The organism is Microbacterium sp. M3 (assembly GCF_033548675.1).
Classification (GTDB): Bacteria; Actinomycetota; Actinomycetes; order Actinomycetales; family Microbacteriaceae; genus Microbacterium; species Microbacterium arthrosphaerae.
Genome location: NZ_JAWTZT010000005.1, coordinates 288,101 through 306,074, shown reverse-complemented (window position 1 = coordinate 306,074; position 17,974 = coordinate 288,101). Strand labels below are relative to the sequence as shown.

The window sequence follows — 17,974 nt, the reverse complement described above, 5'->3', positions numbered from 1 at the left end:
ACGAGTACATCCGCGACGTTGCACTGACCGCCTGAACTCACCCGTGCCATCTCGGCGAGATCGTGCGATCTCGACGGGATGCCATCGCCGCCGCAGGAGCGCAGTGCCGAGGGAGCGGCTCACGCCCCTACACTGGACGCACGCTCCACCGACGCCGATCGGAGCCGACGTGTCTTCACCGTGGTCGCAGCGCCGCGAGGTGTCGCCCGAGACCTCCCGGCTGCTCATCGAGCGCGCGCACGAGGAGCTCGTGGCCGGCAACCTCGCCGACGAGCGCCTGCGCGACGTGCGTTCGCTCGTGCGCGACTCGTGGCGCCGGTCGCTCGACAGCCTCGTCGGCGCCGAGGCGCAGCCCCCACTGGATCTCACCGCGGACGAGCTCGAGGCCTACCGCCGGGCGCACCCGCTCGCCGCCGTCATCGACATGGTGCGGGGCCTGCTGCTGCCCGGCGAGGCATCCGAGTCGGGTGTCGTCGTGGCGGTCGGCGACGCCGCGGGGCGCCTGTTGTGGGTCGAGGGCGACCGGCACGTGCGCGCGCTCACCGGCGACATGGGGTTCGTCGAGGGCGCCAACTGGTCGGAGGCCGCCGTGGGAACCGCCGCCCCCGGCACCGCCCTGGCGCTCGACCGCTCGGTGCAGATCACCGGCGCCGAGCACTTCAACCGGCTCGTGCAGCCGTGGTCGTGCACGGCAGCGCCGGTCCACGACCCCGAGACCCGCCGCCTCCTCGGCGTCATCGACGTGACGGGCGGCGTCGAGGCCGTCACGCCGCAGGCGCAGTTGCTGGTGGATGCCACGGCCCGGGCGATCGAGGGAGAGCTGCTGGTGTCGCGGCTCCGTGCCCGCGCCGCTCCGCCACGGGCCGTCCGGCGCGCCCCGCCGCGGCGGGTGGAGCCGACGCGCGCCGTCCTCCGGGTGCTCGGCCGCGACCGTGCTCTGCTCGAGGTCGCCGGCGAGGGCGTCGAGACGGTGTCGGAGCTCGGTCCGCGGCACGCCGAGCTGCTGCTCATGCTGACCGCGCACCGCCAGGGCCTCTCGGCCGAGAGACTCGGCGAGCTCGTGTACGGCGAAGGCGGCGGGGATGCGGCATCCGTCACCCTGCGCGCCGAGATGGTGCGCCTGCGCAAGGTGCTGGAGAAGACCGCGCCCGCACTGGTGCCGCAGTCGCGCCCGTACCGGCTTCCCGTCGAGATCGAGACCGACGCGCACCAGGTGCTGTCGCTCCTCGACCGCGGCGCGCACCGGGTGGCGCTCGCCGCGTACCGGGGCGAGGTGCTGCCCGACTCGGTCGCGCCCGGCGTCGAGGAGTTCCGCGACACCGTCCGCACGGCGCTGCGCGAGGCGCTCATGGCCGAGGCATCCGTCGACGTCCTCCTCGCTTTCGCCGACACGGATGCCGCGGCCGACGACGTCGAGCTGCTCCGGCTCTGTCTGTCGATGCTACCGGCCCGCTCCCCGCGCCGCGCGGGGCTCGTGGCCCGCATCGAGCGCCTCGAGTCGGACTGAGCCGCCCCCAGCGCCCCGAGCCCCCGGCGCCCCAGCGCCCCCAGCCCCCGCCACCAGCGCCCCCAGCCCTGAGCATGTCCCACTTTCGGTCCCACCCGCCGCCGGGAAGGAACGAAAGTGGGACACGAACGCGAGAAATCGGGACATGCGGATGCCGGCGGAGACAGCGTCCTGCGGAGCCCGCAACGTTGTGCAACCTCCGGCGGCCTACTTTCGACGCATCGCGACGACGACCGTCGCCGACAGCGTCGAAGGAGACCAGCATGACCATCGTCGAAGAGGGCGTCTCGAGCATCTACGCCGCCCCCGGGCAGCGCGGCTCGATCGCCGACTACCGCCCCCGCTACGGCCACTACATCGGCGGCGAGTTCGTCGAGCCGATCAAGGGCCAGTACTTCGAGAACATCAGCCCGGTCAACGGCAAGCCGTTCACTGAGGTGGGCCGCGGCACCGTCGAAGACATCGACCGCGCCGTCGACGTCGCCTGGAAGGCGTTCGAGTCGTGGAAGCGCACGACCCCGGCCGAGCGGGCCGTGATCCTCAACAAGATCGCCGACCGCATCGAGCAGAACCTCGAGAAGATCGCCGTCGCCGAGACGTGGGAGAACGGCAAGCCCGTCCGCGAGACCCTGGCCGCCGACATCCCGCTCGCCGTCGACCACTTCCGCTACTTCGCCGGCGTGCTGCGCGCGCAGGAGGGGTCGCTCAGCCAGCTCGACGAAGACACCGTCGCGTACCACTTCCACGAGCCGCTGGGTGTGGTGGGGCAGATCATCCCGTGGAACTTCCCGATCCTCATGGCCACGTGGAAGCTCGCCCCGGCCCTCGCCGCCGGCAACTGCGTGGTGCTCAAGCCCGCCGAGCAGACGCCCGCGTCGCTTCTCTTCCTGTTCGACATCATCGGCGACCTCCTCCCCGCCGGCGTCGTCAACATCGTCAACGGCTTCGGCATCGAGGCGGGCGCTCCGCTCGCGCAGCACAAGCGCATCCGCAAGGTGGCGTTCACGGGTGAGACGACGACCGGCCGCCTGATCATGCAGTACGCCTCGCAGAACCTCATCCCGGTGACGCTCGAGCTCGGCGGCAAGAGCGCCAACGTGTTCTTCGAAGACGTCGCCCGCTCGACCGACGACGCGTATTACGACAAGGCGCTCGAGGGCTTCACGTTCTTCGCGCTCAACCAGGGCGAGGTGTGCACGTGCCCGTCGCGCGCGCTCATCCAGCGCTCGATCTACGACCGGTTCCTCGGCGACGGCCTCGACCGGGTGTCGAAGATCGTGCAGGGGAATCCCCTCGACCCGGCGACGATGATCGGGGCTCAGGCGTCCAACGACCAGCTCGAGAAGATCCTCAGCTACATCGACATCGGCAAGCAGGGCGGGGCCAAGCTGCTCACGGGCGGCGAGCGGGTCGATCTCGGCGGCGACCTGTCGGAGGGCTTCTACGTCGCGCCGACGGTGTTCGAGGGCACGAACGACATGCGGATCTTCCAGGAGGAGATCTTCGGTCCGGTGGTGTCGGTGACGAGCTTCGACGACTTCGACGACGCCATCTCGATCGCCAACGACACGCTGTACGGTCTGGGCGCGGGCGTCTGGAGCCGCTCGGGTGACACCGCCTACCGGGCCGGTCGCGCCATCGAGGCCGGCCGCGTCTGGACGAACACGTACCACCAGTACCCCGCGCACGCGGCGTTCGGCGGGTACAAGCAGTCCGGCATCGGCCGCGAGAACCACCTCAAGATGCTCGACCACTACCAGCAGACGAAGAACCTGCTCGTGTCGTACGCCGACGGCGCGATGGGCTTCTTCTAGGCCGACCCCACGCCGGCGGGCCTTCGGGGGGCCGCATCGCCGGCATCCGGACCCGGGCGGAGGATCCCAGCCTCCGCCCGGGTCGATCACCTCGCGCACGCGCACGACTCAGGCAGCACCGGTCCCCGCTCCCCCGGGGACGCCCCCGGCGGCCTGAGTTGTGCGCCTGGCTTCCCGGAGGATCCGATGACCCAGACCGAGACGTACTCGCGCGTGGCGGTGACGGATGCCGCGGCATCCCTCCTGCGCGATCTCACCGCGCAGCACGGGCCGCTGATGTTCCACCAGTCCGGCGGCTGCTGCGACGGCAGCGCGCCCATGTGCTACCCCGTCGGGATGTTCCTGACCGGGCCCTCGGACGTGCATCTCGGCATGCTCGAGGTCGGCCTGGAGGCGCCGATCGAGGTGTACATCTCGGAGGCGCAGTTCGAGTACTGGAAATACACGCACCTGACGATCGACGTGGTGCCCGGCCGCGGCGCCGGCTTCTCGGTCGAGGGTCCGACGGGCAACCGCTTCATCATCCGCTCGCGCATGCTCACCGACGACGAGCTGCGGCAGTTCGGCCTGCTCGCGGTGTGAGCGCTAGCCCCCGGCGCGCAGGCGGCGCTCGCGCTCGGCCAGGCGCTGCCGGTGCTTCTTCAGCTCCTCGGGGCTCAGCCGGATGACTTGGCCGGTCGCACACCGGTACAGATAGCCGCCGCATGTGAGGGCCAGCGATCCGCCCCCGGCGATGCCCACGACGGTTCCCATGATCGCCAGCCACAGCGGGGTCCGCCGGCTCCCACCGACCGTGACGAACGGATCGCCGCCACCAATCAGGTACGCCATCGAGCTCAGCAACAGGTACACCGAAAGAATCACGAGGGCGATGCCGATGAGCCCGACGACGATGCTGACGACGACGGCGCTGGTGGTGAGGTACTCCTTGCGACCCCGTCGCCGCAGCTCGCGAAGGCTCACCTTGCTCTTCCGGTTCATGATGCGCTCGCAAGGCTAGCAACGGTCTCGCGCCGACGTGGGTTTCGCCGCAGCGCGGTCCCGGGGGCTGCTGCATCTCCATCGAGCTCGGGCATTTCGCTCTGTCGCGCGTCCCTGGAGGTGTCAATTCGCTTGGTGACATCGTCGTCGACCCGGCATACGGTGCATCTCCGCTCGGTTTCAGTCTGGTTACGAATCGTTCACCGGATTGCCGAACGGCCCGCTCGGGGTGAAGATAGCCTCCGAGCCGCGCAGCCTGACGCGGCGGACACCCCCTACGCAGAGGTAGCACCTATGTCACTGCACCACAGCACGCGCGGCCGCATCGGCCTCGCCATCGGGGCCTTCGGCGCCTCGGCACTCCTCCTCGCCGGCTGCGCCGGTGGCGGTGGGGGCGGCGGGAACGACGACGGCGCCGGCTCGGACGAGCCGCTCATCGTCGGCACCACCGACAAGGTCACGACGCTCGACCCGGCGGGCTCGTACGACAACGGCTCGCTCGCGGTGCAGACGCAGGTGTTCCCGTACCTCGTCAACACCGACTACAACAGCAATGAGGTCGTCCCCGACCTGGCCGAGACGGCCGAGTTCACCTCGCCCACGCAGTACACGGTCACGCTGCCCGAGGGCCTGAAGTGGGCCAACGGCAACGACCTCACCTCGTCCGACGTCAAGTTCTCGTTCGACCGCAACCTCGCGATCGCCGACCCGAACGGCGCCTCGAGCCTTCTCTACAACCTCGACAGCGTCGAGACGCCCGATGAGACGACGGTGGTGTTCAACCTCAAGTCGGCCAACGACCAGGTGTTCCCGTTCATCCTCACGAGCTTCCCGGGTGCGATCGTCGACGACGAGGTGTTCGCCGCCGACGCCCTCACCCCCGACGAGGACATCGTCGACGCGAACGCCTTCGGCGGTCCGTACGCGATCACGTCGTGGGACTTCAACAAGACCGTCGAGTTCACGCCCAACGAGAACTACCAGGGCCTGCTGGACGCCCCCGTCAACGCCGGCGTGATCCTCAGCTACTTCGCCGAGTCGTCGAACCTGAAGCTCGCCGTGCAGGAGGGCGACATCGACGTGGCGTACCGCAGCCTCTCGGCCACGGACGTCGACGACCTGAGCGGCAACGACAACGTCCAGGTCATCAACGGCCCGGGCGGCGAGATCCGCTACATCGTCTTCAACTTCAACACGCAGCCGTACGGCGCGACGACGCCGGAGGCCGACGAGGCCAAGGCGCTCGCCGTCCGTCAGGCCGTCGCCGACCTCGTCGACCGCGACGCGATCTCGGAGCAGGTCTACAAGGGCACGTACACCCCGCTGTACTCGTTCGTCCCCGAGGGCTTCGCCGGCGCCACCGAGGCGCTGAAGGGCCTGTACGGCGACGGCCAGGGCGGCCCCGACGCCGAGAAGGCCGCCGAGCGTCTCGAGGCCGCGGGCGTCGAGACCCCGGTCGCGCTGAGCCTGCAGTACAGCCCCGACCACTACGGCCCCTCGTCGGGTGACGAGTACGCCCTGGTCAAGTCGCAGCTCGAGGAGAGCGGCCTGTTCACCGTCGACCTCAAGTCGACCGAGTGGGTGCAGTACTCGAAGGACCGCACGTCGGACGTCTACCCCGCCTACCAGCTCGGCTGGTTCCCGGACTACTCCGACGCCGACAACTACCTCACCCCGTTCTTCCTGACGGACAACTTCCTGGGCAACCACTTCAGCGACCAGCAGACCGAGGACCTCATCCTCCAGCAGGCCGTCGAGACCGACCCCGCGAAGCGCACCGAAGAGATCGAGGCGATCCAGGGCCGCGTGGCCGAGCTGCTGTCGACGGTGCCGCTCCTGCAGGGCGCGCAGGTCGCGGTGGCCGGCACGGACGTCGACGGCGTCATCCTCGACGCGTCGTTCAAGTTCCGTTTCGCCCCGCTCACCAAGTAACGGCCAGACGGTCGATGGGGCGGTCCGCACACCGGGCCGCCCCATCGCCGTGACCGCCGTTCCGGCACGACCTGCCCACAGTTAGGCTCCCCCTATGTCGATTGACCCTTCCGTGGGGTACGGCGCGAGCGCACCCGATGGCCCGGGCAGCGCCGCGGCGATCGAAGAACCGCCGCCCTTCCTCGCGCGCCGCCGGCCCCGCAGCGGCGGCACCCTCGGCCGGTACATCCTCATCCGGTTCCTCTTGATCATCCCGACGGTCTTCATCCTCGTGACGGTCGTGTTCTTCCTGATCCGGTTGACCGGAGACCCGATCACCGCCTCGCTCGGCGGGCGGCTCCCGGCGGATCAGCTGCAGGAGCGCATCCGCGAGGCGGGTTTCGACCGGCCCGTCATCGTCCAGTACTTCGAGTACCTGGGGCAGGTCTTCACGGGCAACTTCGGTGAGACGCTCACCGACAACCGCCCCGTGACGGAAGTGCTCGTCACCTACGGCCTGGCGACCTTCGAGCTCGTCTTCTTCGCGCTCATCATCGCCTTCATCATCGGCATCCCGCTCGGCATGGTCGCCGCGGCGAAGCGCGACCGGACAGCGGATGCCGGACTCCGCGTCGGCGCGATCCTCTTCTATGCGACGCCGGTGTTCTTCGCCGGTCTCGTGGCGAAGCTCATCTTCTCGGTGTGGCTCGGCTGGTTCCCGGTGAGCGGCCGCGCGAGCGTGCGCACCGAGATCGCGCTCAACCGCGAGGGCGGGACGGGGATCTACCTCATCGACGCGATCGCGTCGGGCAACCCCGCGTACGTGCAGGACGTGCTGGAGCACGCCTTCCTCCCGGCGATGGTGCTCGGGCTCGCGACGGCGGGCATCTTCCTGCGGCTCGTGCGCACGAACGTCATCGCGACGCACAACATGCCGTACGTCGACGCCGCGCGCTCGCGCGGCGTGAGCGAGTACCGCCTCGTCCGGCGGCACGCGTACAAGCCGGCGCTCATCCCGATCGTCACCGTCATCGGCCTGCAGATCGCCCTTCTCCTGGGCGGCGCGGTCCTCACCGAGACCACCTTCGAGTGGCAGGGCCTCGGCTTCCAGATCGCGAAGTACCTCGCCGCGCGCGACTTCGTCGCCGTGCAGGGGATCGTGGCGGTCGTCGCGATCCTGGTCGCCCTGACCAACTTCGTCGTCGACATCATCGCCGCGTTCCTCGACCCGAGGGTGAGGTACTGACATGGCGAAGCGCCGCATCTTCGACCGTCTTCCCGTCGTCCACCAGCTGAGGCAGAGCGTCGGGCTCCAGCGCGGCATGCTCGTGAGCGGTCTCGTGCTCACGGCCATGTTCCTGATCCTCGCGATCTTCGCGCCGTGGATCGCCCCCTACGGCTACAGCCAGCTGCGCGGGCCCGACGGCCTGTTCGGCTCCCAGGTGCCGCCGAACCCCGTCAACCTCCTCGGCACGACCGTCGGGGGCTACGACGTGCTCTCGCGCGCCATCTGGGGTGCACAGACCGCGCTCCTCGTGATCATCGTCGCGATCCTGCTGTCGGTCTTCGTCGGCATCTTCATCGGCCTCCTGTCCGGATACCTCGGCGGCTGGGTGGATCGCCTCCTCGTCGTGGTCGCCGACGCGATCTACGCGTTCCCGACGCTGCTGCTGGCGATCGTGGCGGCGATCGCGATCAGCGGCGGCCAGTCCGGGCTTTGGCCCGGTGTCATGGCCGCGGCCATCTCGATCACCGTCGTCTTCATACCGCAGTACTTCCGCGTCGTCCGCTCCGAGGTGGTGCGCGTGAAGGCCGAGGCCTTCATCGAGTCGGCGAAGGTGATCGGCGCCTCCACGCCGCGCATCCTCTTCCGGCACGTGCTGCGCAACGTCACCCGCACCCTGCCGCTCATCGTGACGCTCAATGCGTCGGAGGCGATCGCGACGCTCGCCGCGCTCGGCTTCCTTGGGTTCGGCATCGAGCCGACGGCCGCGGCCGAGTGGGGCTACGACCTCAACAAGTCGATCGAGGACGTGTCGGCCGGCATCTGGTGGACGGCGATCCCTCCGGGCGTCGCGATCGTCCTCACCATCCTCGGGATCACGCTCATCGGCGAGAGCCTCAACGACCTGGCCGACCCGCGTCTGCGCGCGCGCCGGCGGGCGGGCAAGACGCAGACGCCGGCCGACGCGGTCGCCGCGACGCAGCCCGCCTCGCGCGAGTTCATGGGAGAGGTGGAGTGATGGCCGCCCCGAGCGATGCCCCCGCGGTGGAGATCGACGACCTCAACGTCTCGTTCGCGACCGATGCGGGCGACGTCCATGCCGTCCGCGGCGTGACCCTCGACGTGCGACGCGGCGAGGTGCTCGCGATCGTCGGCGAGTCCGGCAGCGGCAAGACGGTCACCGCCCGCACGATCCTCGGCCTCCTGCCCGAGTCGGCGCGCACCGACGGCACCGTCGTGCTCGACGGCACCGACGTCGTCGGGCTCGACAAGAAGGCGCTGCGGGAGGTGCGCGGCACCAAGGCCGCGATGATCTTCCAGGAGCCCTCGACCGCCCTCAATCCGGTGTACACGGTGGGCTGGCAGCTCGCCGAGGGGCTGCGTGCCCACGGCAAGTACACGAAGGCCGAGGCCAAGGCGCGGGCGGTCGAGATGCTCGGCCGGGTCGGCATCCCCGAGCCGGAGCGCCGCGTCGACGACTACCCGCACCAGTTCTCGGGCGGCCAGAAGCAGCGCATCGTCATCGCCATGGCGCTCGCCCTCGACCCGACGGTCATCGTCGCCGACGAGCCGACGACCGCCCTGGACGTCACGGTGCAGGCCGAGATCCTCGAGCTGCTGCGGCGCCTGCGCGACGAGGACGGCACCGCGATCGTGCTCATCACGCACAACATGGGCGTGGTCGCCGATCTCGCCGATCGTGTCGCCGTCATGTTCAACGGCGAGATCGTCGAGACGGCCACCGCGCGCGACCTGTTCGCCGCGCCGCAGCACGAGTACACGCGCAAGCTGCTCGCGGCGGTGCCCCGCCTCGAGATCACCGACCGACGCCTGCCGGCGGCCGAGACGACCGTCGAACCCGTCGTCGCGGCGGAGGATCTCGTCATCGAGTACGCCGGCCGCTTCGGCCGCGCGGCCTTCCGGGCCGTCGACCGCGTGAGCTTCACGATCGCGCCCGGCGAGGTCCTGGGTCTCGTGGGCGAGAGCGGCTCGGGCAAGACGACGATCGGCCGCGCGATCGCGGGCCTCACCCCGGTCGCCGGCGGTTCGCTGCGGGTGCTGGGCACCGAGATGCTGGGCGTGCGCGAGCGCGACTTCCGGCCGCGCCGCAAGGACCTCGGCTTCGTCTTCCAGGATCCCGCCACGAGCTTCAACCCGCTCCTGACCATCGCCGACAACGTCGCCGAGCCGCTCATGGTGCACGCCGGCATGAGCAGCGCCGACGAGGCGCGGCCCCGGGTCGACGAGCTGCTCGACGCGGTGCAGCTGCCCACGGCCTACGGGGAACGGTTCCCGCACGAGCTCTCGGGCGGCCAGCGCCAGCGCGCCTCGCTGGCCCGCGCGTTGGCGCTCAATCCGAAGCTGCTCATCGCCGACGAGCCGACGAGCGCCCTCGACGTCTCGGTGCAGGCGCGCGTGCTCGAGCTCTTCGCAGAGCTGCAGGAGCGCTTCGGCTTCGCGACGCTGTTCATCACGCACGACCTCGCGGTGGTCGACATGCTCGCCCACCAGGTCGTGGTGCTGCATCACGGCACGATCGCCGAGGCCGGCCCGACCGCTCAGGTGCTGGGTGCTCCGAACGACCCGTACACCCGCCGGCTGATCGCGTCGCTGCCGGTTCCCGACCCCGAGGAGCAGGCGGCCCGCCGCGCCGCCTGGCAGGCGACCCGCGGCGAGTGAGCCGGGGGTCGCCCGCCCGGGCGGTCAGGCGCTGTCGCGGATGTCGCGCGCGAAGCCCTCGGCGTGCAGCCGCAGGGCCTCGATGCGCCGCTGCCGCGCGGCCTTGACGTCGAACCCGAGGTACGCGGGCGGCATCGGGCGCCGGGCGTTGGCCGAGCACTCGAACCGCTCGCACAGCAGGGTGCCGACGGTGTCGCCGTTGCGGCCCGCCTTGCCGGCGCGCTTCGCACCGAACAGGACGACGTCGTTGGGGAGCGTGACGTCCTCGCACCACGAGCACTGGGCCCGGGTGCGGGTGCGCTGCTCGGTCTGACGCAGCAGGATGCCGACGGGCTCGTCATCGACGGGCACGACGATGAAGCCGGCGAGCGGCTGCTTGGGGTCGCGCCAGCCGAAGTAGTCGAGCACGGCCCAGTCGACGTGGGCGAGGTCGGGGACCACGAGGGCGTTGCGTTCGCGCAGGGAGGCGTTGACGAAGGACGCGCGGATGTCCTTCTCGGTGAATGCGTGCATGATTCCTTGCTTCACAGAGGGTTCTCGCCGCAGGCGAGACGATCGGATGCCGCGGACCGGCGGTCCGCGGAGAGTCGGGCTGCGTCGCGCGCGATGTCAGACGGCGCGGCGCGCGCGGCTACCTCCGCTCGGCGCGAGCCGCGCCGAGTACCCCCTCACGCCCGCCGGGCGTCGTGAACGTCGAATGCACGCCGACAGCATACGCCCGCGTCGCCGGTCATCCGCCGAAGATGAGCGCGAGGACGCCGGTGTTCGACAGCACCCAGAACAGCGCGATCACGCCGCCGACGATGATCGGCACCCACGGCACGCCACGCTCCAGCCGCCGGCCCTGCGGTGCCACTCCGGGCGGCGGACGCAGGCTCGCCAGCGGCGGCGCGAACGGAACGGCAGCGGATGGCGCGCCCCCCGGCGCCGCGCCCGCCCCTGCCGGTGCCGGCCCGCTGCCGAGGGCCGAGGCATCCGGAATCCCACCCGTCGCCGTCGCCAGCCGCTCGTCGCGCCACCGTGCCCACTGTGCGAACTTGTCGAGCAGCGCGCCGACCACCGAGAACAGCCACGCCCACGTCTGCGGGTCGAGCGTCGAGAAGTCGCGCTTGGCGTAGAGGAACAGCCAGTCGTCGACGATCTCGACATCGAGGGCCGCAGCGTTGTCGATGAAGCGCGCCATGATGTCGGGCGTGAAGAGGTAGAGGGCGTCGCGCTCGTAGTCGGTGGGGCAGTAGAGGGAGAAGTAGCGGTCGAAGTCGCCCTCGAGACTCAGCCGCTGGTCTTTGTCGAAGCTCAGCGGCAGGTTGGAGCTGAAGAGGGAGTTGTTGCTGGTCGCATCGAGCACAATGTGGGGCAGCGGAGTGTCGAGCTTGACCGCGACGTAGCCCCACTCGTGGGTCTGCTGGTTCTTGCCGGAACCCGTCGTGTACCGGTAGTTCGCGAACTCGACGAAGCGCGGGCGGTCGCCGCGCACGAGGTCGGTCGACTGCCGCGAGCTGCCGATCGAGAAGATCATGCCGGGCAGGCCGGGAGCCGGCAGCTGCGGCACGTACTGCATGGCGTTCGCGCGCGCGAAGCGGTCGAGGCGGAGCATGCGCACATCGCGCGAACGGGCACCGCGCACCATCGCGACGGCGACGAGCGCGATGATCCCGCCGATGACGAGGGGCGGGATGAAGACGAAGAGCGTCCCGAGCGCGTCGCCGCCCGCCGACGACACCACCATGCCGATCGTCGCGCCGAGCACCGTGAAGACGGCGGTTCCGAACCCGAGGAAGATCGCCAGCGCGATGACGACGACGATGATGCCGCCGACCGTCGCCTGCGGCAGGCGCCCGGTGCGCTTCAGCTCGCGGGCGAAGGCTCGCGCCGCGGCCGGGTCGACGGGCTCGATCAGCGGACGTGCGTCGAACGGGTACGACGGTGCGGGCCCGGACGCGGCTGACGGAACGCTCACGCGACCACGGTACCGCCCGGCTCACGGAGCCTCGTCGACCGGTCGGACGAGTCTCGCCGGCGATTCGGATCAGCGGGCCAGCTCGGCGAGCACCGCGCCCCGCAGCCACGCGACGTACCGCTCGCTCGACCAGCCGGACTGCGCGACCAGCTGCTGGTAGCTCTCCGGCGAGAGGAGGAACGACAGCACCGCCGCCGTCGCGTGGGGGTCGGTGACGGCGGGCGCGTAGCCGCGCGCGATCAGTTCGCCGACAAGCCGCCGGTAGTCCTCGGCCCGCCGCGCGAGGATCGCCTGCAGCGCGGTGTCGACGACGGGATCGGATGCCGCGGCCCCGAGCAGCACGGTCCACAGCGCGTGACCCCGGGCATTGGCCACGGCGATCTGCCCCACCACCGCGTCGAGGAGCAGCTCGTCTGGCAGGTCGAGGATGCCGGAGCCGACCTCGGTGTCGGTGAGCGACTGCGCGGACTCCTCTCCCGCGAAGACGACCTCGAAGGCGGCGATGAGCAGCTCGGCCTTGGGTGCTGCGGTCTTCACCGTCTCGGTGGAGACGCCGGCGTCGCGTGCGATCGCGGTGAGCGTCGTGGCCTGATACCCGCGCTCGGCGAAGAGTCGCGCCGCGGCCTCGACGATGCGTCGGCGCGTGCCGCGCGCCTGCTTGGCGCGCAACTCGGAGCGGTACGCACGCGCCGATGTATCAGGAGTCATTGACTTGCCTCTCAGGGTGGTGAATACTCCAGCAGTACACCAAATTCTAGCGAAGGCCACCGCACCCATGTCCAGCTACCTCCTCACCTGCACCCCCGCCCACGGTCACGTGATGCCGCTTCTCCAGGTGGCGCGCCACCTCATCGGGAACGGACACGACGTGCGGTTCCTCACGAGCCGCCGCTACGCCGAGCGGGTCACGGGCGCCGGCGTGCCGTTCCTGCCGCTCCCGGCCGACGCCGACGTCGATCTGGACGACCCGGACCGCGCGTTCCCCGAGCGTGCGGGCCTCACCGGTCCGGCGGCGATCCGTTTCGACATGAGCAACCTGTTCGTGCGGCCGAGCGCGGCGCAGCTCGCGGCCGTGCGCACCGCGCTCGCCGACCGCCGCACCGATGCCGTCCTGACCGAGCCGCTGTTCCTCGGCGCGGCGCTCCTCAACCGTCTTCCCCGCGCGGAGCGGCCGCCGCTCGTGGCGCTCGGGATCTTCCCGCTCGGGGTCAAGAGCCGCGACACCGCGCCGTTCGGCCTCGGCCTGCCGCCCATGCCCGGCGCGCTCGGCCGGCTGCGCAACCGTGTGCTGTCCGCCGTGGCGGAGCGGGCGATCTTCGGCGGCGTGCAGCGCGAGGCCGACGAGCTGAGCCGCCGGGAGGTCGGCGTGCCGCTCGGCGGGTTCGTGCTCGACTGGCCCTCGCGCGCCGATGCCGTGGTGCAGTTGACGGTTCCCGCGTTCGAATACCCGCGGTCCGACCTCCCCGCCACCGTGCACTTCGCCGGCCCGCTTCCCGCGCAGCCGTCGACGGCCGCGCTTCCGGAGTGGTGGTCCGACCTCGACGGCCGGCGGCCGGTCGTCCACGTCACCCAGGGCACGGTCGCCAACGCCGACTTCGCGCAGCTCGTGCTGCCGACGATCGAGGGGCTCGCGGCATCCGATCGTCTCGTCGTCGTGTCGACCGGAGGGCGTCCGCGCACGGCGCTTCCCGCCGACCTGCCGGCGAACGTGCGCATCGCGGAGTACCTCCCCTACGACCGGCTGCTGCCGCTCGTCGACGTGGTCGTCACCAACGGCGGCTACGGCGGTGTGCAGCAGGCGCTCGCGCACGGCGTTCCGCTCGTGGTGGCGGGGCAGACGGAGGACAAGGCGGAGGTCTCTGCCCGCGTCGCCTGGTCGGGTGCGGGCGTCGACCTGAAGACGAACCGCCCGAATGCGGCGCAGGTCGCGCGTGCGGTGGAGCGGGTGAGCGCCGACGGCCGCTTCCGTGCCCGTGCCGAGGCCCTCGCCGCCGAGTTCGCGGCCGCGCCCGGGCTCGGGGTCCTCGACCGCGTGCTGGCGGACGTCGCCGAGGTCGGCGCCCGCCGCGGGTGAGGGCCGCCCGCACCGCCGATTGGGCGGGGGGCGAGGCATCCGGTACCATTGGAGGGTTGTCCGCACGCGCGCGGGTCTCAACCGATGGGATCAGGCGCGCGGTCAGCCGGATGACGTGCAACACACCCTCCTGCTGCCGGGAAATGCCCGGCAGCCGTTCTAGTCCGAAGGAGGTGGGTTAGTGACGCACCAGTATGAACTCATGGTCATCCTGAACCCTGAGATCGACGAGCGCCAGGTCGGCGCCAACCTCGACAAGTTCCTGAAGGTCATCACGACCGACGGCGGCACCATCGAGAACATCGACATCTGGGGCAAGCGCCGTCTCGCGTACGAGATCCAGAAGAAGACCGAGGGCATCTACGCCGTCGTCAACTTCACGGCGACCGCCGAGACCACCCAGGAGCTCGACCGTCAGCTGAACCTCAGCGAGCAGATCATGCGCACCAAGGTCCTGCGTGCCGAGGAGGCCATCGCGATGGTCGCTTCGGAGAAGGCCCGCGCCGACGAGCGCGCCGCCCGCAAATCAACCGCCCGCCGGGTTGAGCCTGTCGAAACCAAGGCTGCGAAGGCGTAAGGCTGATGGCCGGCGAGACGATCATCACCGTCGTGGGAAACCTCACGGCTGATCCCGAGCTGCGGTACACGCAGAACGGCCTCCCCGTCGCGAACTTCACGATCGCGTCGACGCCGCGCAACTTCGACCGTCAGGCCAACGAGTGGAAGGACGGCGAAGCGCTGTTCCTCCGCGCGAGCGTGTGGCGCGAGTTCGCCGAGCACGTGGCCGGCTCGCTGACGAAGGGCATGCGGGTCATCGCGACCGGCCGCCTCAAGCAGCGCAGCTACCAGGACCGCGAGGGCAACAACCGCACCGCGATCGAGCTCGAGGTCGACGAGATCGGCCCGTCGCTGCGCTACGCGACCGCACAGGTCACCCGCGCCGCGGGCGGCTCCGGCGGTGGCGGCGGCAGCTTCGGCGGCGGCGGTCAGTCGCGTCCGCAGCAGCAGGTCGCCGATGAGCCGTGGTCGACGCCCGGCTCGTCGAACGCCGGTGGCGGCGACGCGTGGGCGGCCCCGGGCGCCTACGGCGACGACACCCCGTTTTGATCTGTTGGATGCCTCGGCCCCCGGTCGTTGAGCGAGCGAAGCGAGACGAAACGCGCCGCGCGGCATCCGCCCAGAAGAACTCACAATCTCAGTAAGGAAACACCATGGCTGGAAAGGCAACCGGCGACCGCCGGAAGCCGCGGAAGGGCGCGAAGAACGCCGCTCCCGCGAAGGCGATCCGTGTCGGCGTCATCGACTACAAGGACGTCGCCACCCTCCGCAAGTTCATCTCGGAGCGCGGCAAGATCCGTGCCCGTCGTATCACCGGTGTCTCGGTGCAGGAGCAGCGTCTGATCGCCAAGGCGATCAAGAACGCGCGCGAGATGGCGCTCCTGCCCTACGCCGGCGCTGGCCGCTAAGGAGCACCGCAATGGCAAAGCTGATTCTCACGAATGAGGTCGCCGGGCTCGGTAGCGCCGGTGACGTGGTCGAGGTCAAGAACGGGTACGCCCGCAACTACCTCATTCCCCAGGGCTTCGCGGTCGCGTGGACCCGTGGCGGCGAGAAGCAGGTGGCGTCGATCCGCGCCGCCCGCGAGTCCCGCGCGATCCACGACCACGAAGAGGCCGTGGCGCTGAAGAACAACCTCGAGACCAACAAGGTCCGCCTGGCCGTCAAGGCCGGCGCCGAGGGTCGCCTGTTCGGTGCGGTCAAGACCGCCGACGTCGCCGACGCGGTCAAGGCCGCGGGTCTCGGTGACCTCGACAAGCGCAAGATCCACATCACCTCGCCGATCAAGTCGACGGGCGAGCACGAGGCGACGGTGCGTCTTCGCGACGACCTCACCGCCGTGATCACCCTGCAGGTGGTCGCCGCCAAGTAATCCCCCGGGATACCGCGGAACGGATGCCGCAGACCGGTGCTTCTCGAAGCACCCGGGTCTGCGGCATCCGTCGTTTTCGCGCATGACGAGACGGATGCCGCGAGCCCCCCGGTTCGCGGCATCCGCTCGTTGCATCTCCGACGACGCCGCCGGTCCAGGCAGTGCCGGCGATCGAAGTCGGTGATGGGTGTGGATCCGGTCGCCATTCGGGCGAGAGCCCGCGGATGCGACCGGAGTGGTTCAGGGGCGGGAGGGCTCTGGGAGAGCCCTCCCGCCTGCTCACGCGTTCGGGGGCGAGGGCGCCTGGGGAACGTCGACTTGCCCCCGCCTGCTCACGCGGAGCGGCGCCGCGACACGCGCGTGACGGCTCCTGCAGCCAGGAGAGCGACTCCCAGCAGCAGGAACGGCATCGCGCCCGTCCCTCCTGTCGCGGCGAGCTGTGCGGCCGTACCGGCCGAGGCCACCGAACCGGTCATGCCCGTGGTGCCGTTCGATCCGCCGTCACCCGTCGTCCCGGGCGTGGCCGGGTCGGTGGGGGTGGTGGGGTCGGTCGGGTCCGTCGGGTCCGTCGGGTCCGTGGGGTCGGTCGGGTCGGTCGGGTCCGTCGGGTCCGTGGGGTCGGTCGGGTCCGTGGGATCCGTCGGGTCCGTCGGGTCGGTCGGGTCGGTCGGCACGACGGCGTCGACCGTCGTGCTGTCGCCGATGACCGACACCGCGTTGCCGCCGATCGTGATCGGAAGAGCGATCGGAGCGAGGATCTGGCTGCCGCCGAGGATCGAGTCGGTGCCGTCGGTCATCCCGACCGTGCCGGTGCCGCCCGAGCCCGGCGCCGCGACCGCACCCGTGGAGGTGCTGTCGCCGATGCCCGAGATCGCGTTACCCACGATCGTCACCGGCGCCGCGATCGGCGCCAGCACCTGGGTGCCGCCGAGGATCGAGTCGGTGCCGTCGGTCATCCCGACCGTGCCGGTGCCGCCCGAGCCCGGCGCCGCGACCGCACCCGTGGAGGTGCTGTCGCCGATGCCCGAGATCGTGTGACCCACGATCGTCACCGGCGCCGCGATCAGCGCCAGCACCTGGGTGCCGCCGAGAATCGAGTCGGTGCCGTCGGGCATCTCGTCGGGTCCGCTGCCGCTCGTGCCGGTGGACGGCGCCGTGGTGGCGGCATCCGTGCTCTGGCTGTCGCCGATGACCGAGACGGCGTTGCCGACCGCGGTGATCGGGGCGGTGACGGGTGCGAGCACCTGGGTGCCGCCGAGGATCGAGTCCTCGCCGTCGGTCCAGGCGTCGGCTCCCGCGGCCCCGCCGGCACCGCTCGAGCCGGCGGGCGCGGTGGTCGCGCCGTCGCTCGAGCTGTCGCCGACGACCGAGATCGCGTTGCCCGAGACCGTCACGGGCGCGGCGACCGACACGAGGCCCTGCGTGCCCGAGAGGAGGCCGTCGGCCCCCGAGGTCTCGGCCGCGGCGGGCGCGGTGGCGGGCGCCGGAGCGGTGGTGGCGGCATCCGTCGACGAACTGTCGCCGACGACCGACACGGCGTTGCCCGCGACGGTGATCGGCACGTTCACCGACACCAGCGCCTGCGTGCCGGACGCAGCGCCGTCGGATCCGCTCGTCGACGCGGCGGGAGCCGGTGCCGGAGCGGGAGCCGCGGTGGTGGCACCGCTGCTGGAGGAGTCGCCGAGCACCGAGAGCGACGTGCCGCTCACCGTGATCGGGAGGTTGACGTCGATGATCGCCTGGCTGCCCGAGAGCAGTCCGTCGTCACCGGTCGTCTCGGCCGCGTTCGCGACCGTCGCGCCGAGCAGCGTGATGCCGCCGGCCAGAAGCGTGCCCAGAAGGGCGCGCTTGTAGAAAGTACGCATGGTGTTCCCCTTCGTGATGTGATCGGTC

17 protein-coding genes are annotated in these 17,974 nt (G+C 70.8%); 12 read left to right on the top strand and 5 right to left on the bottom strand.

Features of this window, described 5'->3' with window-relative positions:
• The first annotated feature begins 169 nt into the window (after nt 1-169).
• From R8Z57_RS15885 to R8Z57_RS15875, 3 genes are all read left to right on the top strand, one after another.
• The gene (locus tag R8Z57_RS15885) at nt 170-1,507 is read left to right on the top strand and encodes a GAF domain-containing protein (RefSeq protein WP_318354751.1); all 1,338 of its coding nucleotides are present in this window, start codon (nt 170-172) and stop codon (nt 1,505-1,507) included.
• 263 nt (nt 1,508-1,770) lie between these two features.
• Nucleotides 1,771-3,321, top strand: coding sequence for an aldehyde dehydrogenase family protein (locus tag R8Z57_RS15880; RefSeq protein WP_318354750.1), 1,551 nt, complete (start codon nt 1,771-1,773; stop codon nt 3,319-3,321).
• A 186-nt stretch (nt 3,322-3,507) separates the two neighbouring features.
• Nucleotides 3,508-3,903: a DUF779 domain-containing protein gene (locus R8Z57_RS15875; protein ID WP_318354749.1), complete on the top strand. Its 396-nt coding sequence runs from the start codon at nt 3,508-3,510 to the stop codon at nt 3,901-3,903.
• A 3-nt stretch (nt 3,904-3,906) separates the two neighbouring features.
• Here the strand turns inward: R8Z57_RS15875 and R8Z57_RS15870 are convergent, their stop codons facing one another.
• A complete protein-coding gene (locus tag R8Z57_RS15870) occupies nt 3,907-4,302 on the bottom strand; it encodes a hypothetical protein (RefSeq protein WP_318354748.1) in 396 nt (131 codons plus the stop codon).
• 294 nt (nt 4,303-4,596) lie between these two features.
• On the opposite strand from R8Z57_RS15870, the gene R8Z57_RS15865 reads away from it, so the two are divergent.
• The 4 genes from R8Z57_RS15865 (at nt 4,597) to R8Z57_RS15850 (ending at nt 10,117) form a co-directional block, all read left to right on the top strand.
• Nucleotides 4,597-6,234, top strand: coding sequence for an ABC transporter substrate-binding protein (locus tag R8Z57_RS15865; RefSeq protein ID WP_318354747.1), 1,638 nt, complete (start codon nt 4,597-4,599; stop codon nt 6,232-6,234).
• Nucleotides 6,235-6,328: 94 nt separating this feature from the next.
• Nucleotides 6,329-7,459: an ABC transporter permease gene (locus tag R8Z57_RS15860; protein ID WP_318354746.1), complete on the top strand. Its 1,131-nt coding sequence runs from the start codon at nt 6,329-6,331 to the stop codon at nt 7,457-7,459.
• A 1-nt stretch (nt 7,460) separates the two neighbouring features.
• Complete coding sequence (locus R8Z57_RS15855) at nt 7,461-8,456, top strand: ABC transporter permease (protein ID WP_318354745.1); 996 nt, start codon at nt 7,461-7,463, stop codon at nt 8,454-8,456.
• Entirely contained in the window at nt 8,456-10,117 is a 1,662-nt protein-coding gene (locus R8Z57_RS15850) for an ABC transporter ATP-binding protein (RefSeq protein WP_318354744.1), read from the top strand. Before R8Z57_RS15855 ends, R8Z57_RS15850 begins: the two co-directional genes overlap by 1 nt.
• Nucleotides 10,118-10,141: 24 nt before the next feature.
• Here R8Z57_RS15850 and R8Z57_RS15845 read toward each other — a convergent pair whose 3' ends face one another.
• The 3 genes from R8Z57_RS15845 to R8Z57_RS15835 all read right to left on the bottom strand — a co-directional run bounded on the left by R8Z57_RS15845 (nt 10,142) and on the right by R8Z57_RS15835 (nt 12,785).
• Nucleotides 10,142-10,630 (bottom strand): FBP domain-containing protein, encoded by a 489-nt coding sequence (locus R8Z57_RS15845; protein ID WP_318354743.1) that lies wholly within the window; start codon nt 10,628-10,630, stop codon nt 10,142-10,144.
• A gap of 217 nt (nt 10,631-10,847) precedes the next feature.
• Nucleotides 10,848-12,077: a hypothetical protein gene (locus tag R8Z57_RS15840; protein WP_318354742.1), complete on the bottom strand. Its 1,230-nt coding sequence runs from the start codon at nt 12,075-12,077 to the stop codon at nt 10,848-10,850.
• A gap of 69 nt (nt 12,078-12,146) precedes the next feature.
• A complete protein-coding gene (locus tag R8Z57_RS15835; RefSeq protein WP_318354741.1) occupies nt 12,147-12,785 on the bottom strand; it encodes a TetR/AcrR family transcriptional regulator in 639 nt (212 codons plus the stop codon).
• Nucleotides 12,786-12,852: 67 nt separating this feature from the next.
• Here R8Z57_RS15835 and R8Z57_RS15830 point away from each other — a divergent pair, with 67 nt between their 5' ends.
• The 5 genes from R8Z57_RS15830 (at nt 12,853) to rplI (ending at nt 16,081) form a co-directional block, all read left to right on the top strand.
• Nucleotides 12,853-14,151, top strand: coding sequence for a glycosyltransferase (locus tag R8Z57_RS15830; RefSeq protein WP_318354740.1), 1,299 nt, complete (start codon nt 12,853-12,855; stop codon nt 14,149-14,151).
• Nucleotides 14,152-14,332: 181 nt separating this feature from the next.
• Nucleotides 14,333-14,728 (top strand): 30S ribosomal protein S6, encoded by a 396-nt coding sequence (gene rpsF / locus R8Z57_RS15825; protein ID WP_318354739.1) that lies wholly within the window; start codon nt 14,333-14,335, stop codon nt 14,726-14,728.
• 5 nt (nt 14,729-14,733) lie between these two features.
• Nucleotides 14,734-15,258, top strand: a complete 525-nt coding sequence (locus R8Z57_RS15820; protein WP_318354738.1) for a single-stranded DNA-binding protein — start codon at nt 14,734-14,736, stop codon at nt 15,256-15,258.
• Between the two features lie 104 nt (nt 15,259-15,362).
• On the top strand, nt 15,363-15,617 hold the full coding sequence (gene rpsR, locus R8Z57_RS15815; protein WP_005054609.1) for a 30S ribosomal protein S18: 255 nt from the start codon (nt 15,363-15,365) through the stop codon (nt 15,615-15,617).
• An 11-nt stretch (nt 15,618-15,628) separates the two neighbouring features.
• Nucleotides 15,629-16,081, top strand: coding sequence for a 50S ribosomal protein L9 (rplI, locus tag R8Z57_RS15810; RefSeq protein WP_318354737.1), 453 nt, complete (start codon nt 15,629-15,631; stop codon nt 16,079-16,081).
• 332 nt (nt 16,082-16,413) lie between these two features.
• Here rplI and R8Z57_RS15805 read toward each other — a convergent pair whose 3' ends face one another.
• Entirely contained in the window at nt 16,414-17,946 is a 1,533-nt protein-coding gene (locus R8Z57_RS15805) for an LPXTG cell wall anchor domain-containing protein (RefSeq protein WP_318354736.1), read from the bottom strand.
• Nucleotides 17,947-17,974 lie beyond the last annotated feature (28 nt).

Bases quoted from the DNA above. Each gene is read 5' to 3' on its own strand.
- R8Z57_RS15880 (WP_318354750.1), top strand. From the start codon at position 1,771: ATGACCATCGTCGAAGAGGGCGTCTCGAGCATCTACGCCGCCCCCGGG.
- R8Z57_RS15875 (WP_318354749.1), top strand. From the start codon at position 3,508: ATGACCCAGACCGAGACGTACTCGCGCGTGGCGGTGACGGATGCCGCG.
- R8Z57_RS15870 (WP_318354748.1), bottom strand. From the start codon at position 4,302: ATGAACCGGAAGAGCAAGGTGAGCCTTCGCGAGCTGCGGCGACGGGGT.
- R8Z57_RS15865 (WP_318354747.1), top strand. From the start codon at position 4,597: ATGTCACTGCACCACAGCACGCGCGGCCGCATCGGCCTCGCCATCGGG.
- R8Z57_RS15860 (WP_318354746.1), top strand. From the start codon at position 6,329: ATGTCGATTGACCCTTCCGTGGGGTACGGCGCGAGCGCACCCGATGGC.
- R8Z57_RS15855 (WP_318354745.1), top strand. From the start codon at position 7,461: ATGGCGAAGCGCCGCATCTTCGACCGTCTTCCCGTCGTCCACCAGCTG.
- R8Z57_RS15850 (WP_318354744.1), top strand. From the start codon at position 8,456: ATGGCCGCCCCGAGCGATGCCCCCGCGGTGGAGATCGACGACCTCAAC.
- R8Z57_RS15845 (WP_318354743.1), bottom strand. From the start codon at position 10,630: ATGCACGCATTCACCGAGAAGGACATCCGCGCGTCCTTCGTCAACGCC.
- R8Z57_RS15835 (WP_318354741.1), bottom strand. From the start codon at position 12,785: ATGACTCCTGATACATCGGCGCGTGCGTACCGCTCCGAGTTGCGCGCC.
- R8Z57_RS15830 (WP_318354740.1), top strand. From the start codon at position 12,853: ATGTCCAGCTACCTCCTCACCTGCACCCCCGCCCACGGTCACGTGATG.
- R8Z57_RS15820 (WP_318354738.1), top strand. From the start codon at position 14,734: ATGGCCGGCGAGACGATCATCACCGTCGTGGGAAACCTCACGGCTGAT.
- rpsR (WP_005054609.1), top strand. From the start codon at position 15,363: ATGGCTGGAAAGGCAACCGGCGACCGCCGGAAGCCGCGGAAGGGCGCG.
- rplI (WP_318354737.1), top strand. From the start codon at position 15,629: ATGGCAAAGCTGATTCTCACGAATGAGGTCGCCGGGCTCGGTAGCGCC.
- R8Z57_RS15805 (WP_318354736.1), bottom strand. From the start codon at position 17,946: ATGCGTACTTTCTACAAGCGCGCCCTTCTGGGCACGCTTCTGGCCGGC.